Genomic DNA, 2,380 nt, shown 5'->3' with positions numbered 1-2,380 from the left:
GCGCTGGGCTCCGAGCCCCGCCGCAAGCCGGCCGCCTGAGGCGCGCCGGCACGGCGCAAGCGCTCGGGGCGGCCTTGGCGAGTCCTACAGCACAGGCCGCCACTCGCCGACAGCAGCCCGCCACCCCGGGCGCGATGCTGAAGCTGTCGTCAACAACGAGGAGTCCTCGCGTGAATTCCATCATTTACATCGTCGGTCTGGTCGTCGTGGTCGTGGCCGTGCTTTCGTTCTTCGGCCTGCGCTGAAACCGGGCACGCGTTTTCGACTCGCCTGCTGAACAAGAACGGGGCCGTCCGCGCGGCCCCGTTTCTCATGGGTCCGCCGGAATGCGCCGGGCATAATTCGCGCGCCCCGGCACATGCGGGGAAACTTGCTGCGAAGGGACCCTGTTGACCAACACCGCGTTGCGCGAACCTGCCTTTACGGACGCGGTCGTCACCGAAGCGATCCGATGGACCGAGGAGAAAGGTCCGCTCGACGATGCAGAGGTCCTGCGCGCCGCCCTCTCCCGCAGCTCCGGCGCACCGGCACGCATCACCGCACGCGCGCTGTTGCTCGGTGAACGCATCGGGCTGCAATCCGAACTGGCACGCGCCCGCCAGTGGGCGCCATGGGTGCTGCTCGGGCTGGTGGCGCTCATCGTCATGGCGGGCCTGGGCCTCGCGGGCAACGTGGTCGGCGGCGGCGAACGGCACATCAACGTGATCGTGGCGCTCGCGAGCCTGCTCGGCCTGCACGCGCTTACGCTGCTGCTGTGGCTGGCCGGCCTTTGGCTGCCGCTGGGCGCGTTCAACACCAGTTCGCTCGGCTGGATCTGGCTCGCGCTCACCGCGCGCGTGGCCGGCGGCAAGCGCGGCCAGGCGCCGGTGCTGCTGCGGGCGGCCACCGGGCTGCTCGCGCGCGCCAGGCTGCTGCCCTGGGCGCTGGGGCTGGTGAGCCACGGCATCTGGTCGCTCTCGTTCGCGGTGGTGCTGGCCGCGCTGCTGTTCGCGTTGGCGTTCCGCAGCTACACGCTGAGCTGGGAGACGACCATCCTCGACCCGGCGTTCTTCGTGCACGCCGTGCAGGTGCTGGGCTGGGCGCCGTCGCAGATCGGCTTTCCGGTTCCCGATGCCGCGACCGTTCTTTCTCCTTCGCCCGGCGCCGCGGGCCAGCGCGACTGGGCGCTGTGGCTGACCGGCTGCATCGTGGTGTACGGGCTGCTGCCGCGCCTGGCGCTGGTGCTGCTGAGCGCGGCGGTGTGGCAGCGGCGCCGCGCCGCGCTGCAGCCCGACTGGAGCGAGCCCTACTACCGCAAGCTCGCGGCGCGCTTCGCCGCGCTCGCACCGCCCGCCATCGTCGATGCCGATCCGGGGCGCGCGCCGGGCGCGGCGCCGGCGGGCCTTGCGCCATCGCAGTTGCGGGACGAACTGTTCGTCATCGGCTTCGAGCTGCCCGCGGATACGCCGTGGCCGCCCGAGGGCCTGCCCGCCGCCATCGCTCCGGCCCAGGTGCAGCGCATCGATGGCAGCGCGCCCGCGCGGCGCGCGCTGCTCGACCGGCTGGCAGAGGTCCGTCCGCGCGCCGTGCTGCTGGTGTGCCACGCCGCATCGAGCCCCGACCGCGGCACCGAACGCTTCCTGCGCGAAGTGCTGGCCCAGTGCGGCGAATGCCGGCTCTGGCTGGCACCGGCCGCCAGGGACGCGGCCGGCGCGGACGCATCGCAGCGCTGGATCGATTGGCTGCAGGGCACCGGCCTTGCGCGCATCGCGGCCACACCGCGGCTCGAAGACGCATTGCAAGGCCTGGGAATCACCGCATGACGCAGCAGCATCCAGCCATCCGCATCGCCGTGGTCGGCCACACCAACGCGGGCAAGACCTCGCTGCTGCGCACGCTGACGCGGCGCGCCAACTTCGGCGAGGTGTCGCAGCGGCCCGGCACCACGCGCCATGTCGAATCGGTCGACCTGGAGGTGAACGGCCAGGCCGCGGTGCGCTTCTTCGACACGCCGGGCCTGGAAGATGCGGTGGCGCTGCGCGAGCACCTGGCCGGGCTCGACGGTGCGCAAGCCACGCCGCCCGAGCGCATCCGCCTGTTCCTGCAGGGGCCCGAGGCGCATGGCGTTTTCGAGCAGGAGGCCAAGGTGCTGCGCACCATGCAGGACATCGATGCGGCCTTTCTCGTCATCGACGTGCGCGAACCGGTGCTGCCCAAGTTCCGCGACGAGATCGAGCTGCTCAACTCCTGCGCGCGGCCGGTGCTGCCGGTGCTCAACTTCGTGCGCGATGCGGCCAGCCGCGAGCCCGACTGGAAGGAACTGCTCTCGGCCTACGGCCTGCACGTGCAGGTGCGCTTCGATGCCGCGGCGCCTTTCGTGGGGGCCGAGCGCGAGCTCTAC

General features: G+C 71.8%; 3 protein-coding genes. All 3 read left to right on the top strand.

From position 1 onward, the window contains the following. Positions 1-245 (top strand): hypothetical protein (locus AC1DOC_RS29610; protein WP_478131119.1); only part of this gene is annotated, 245 nt, incomplete at its 5' end. A gap of 144 nt (positions 246-389) precedes the next feature. After that, on the top strand, positions 390-1,802 hold the full coding sequence (locus tag AC1DOC_RS29605) for a DUF2868 domain-containing protein (RefSeq protein WP_478083397.1): 1,413 nt from the start codon (positions 390-392) through the stop codon (positions 1,800-1,802). Further along, positions 1,799-2,380 (top strand): GTPase domain-containing protein (locus AC1DOC_RS29600; protein ID WP_478131118.1); only part of this gene is annotated, 582 nt, incomplete at its 3' end. The genes AC1DOC_RS29605 and AC1DOC_RS29600, both read left to right, overlap by 4 nt.

The sequence above is a fragment of the Variovorax sp. 01T439_2 genome, assembly GCF_056398445.1.
Note: the sequence above shows the minus strand (reverse complement) of the source record. Positions and strands in the feature narration are given on the sequence as shown.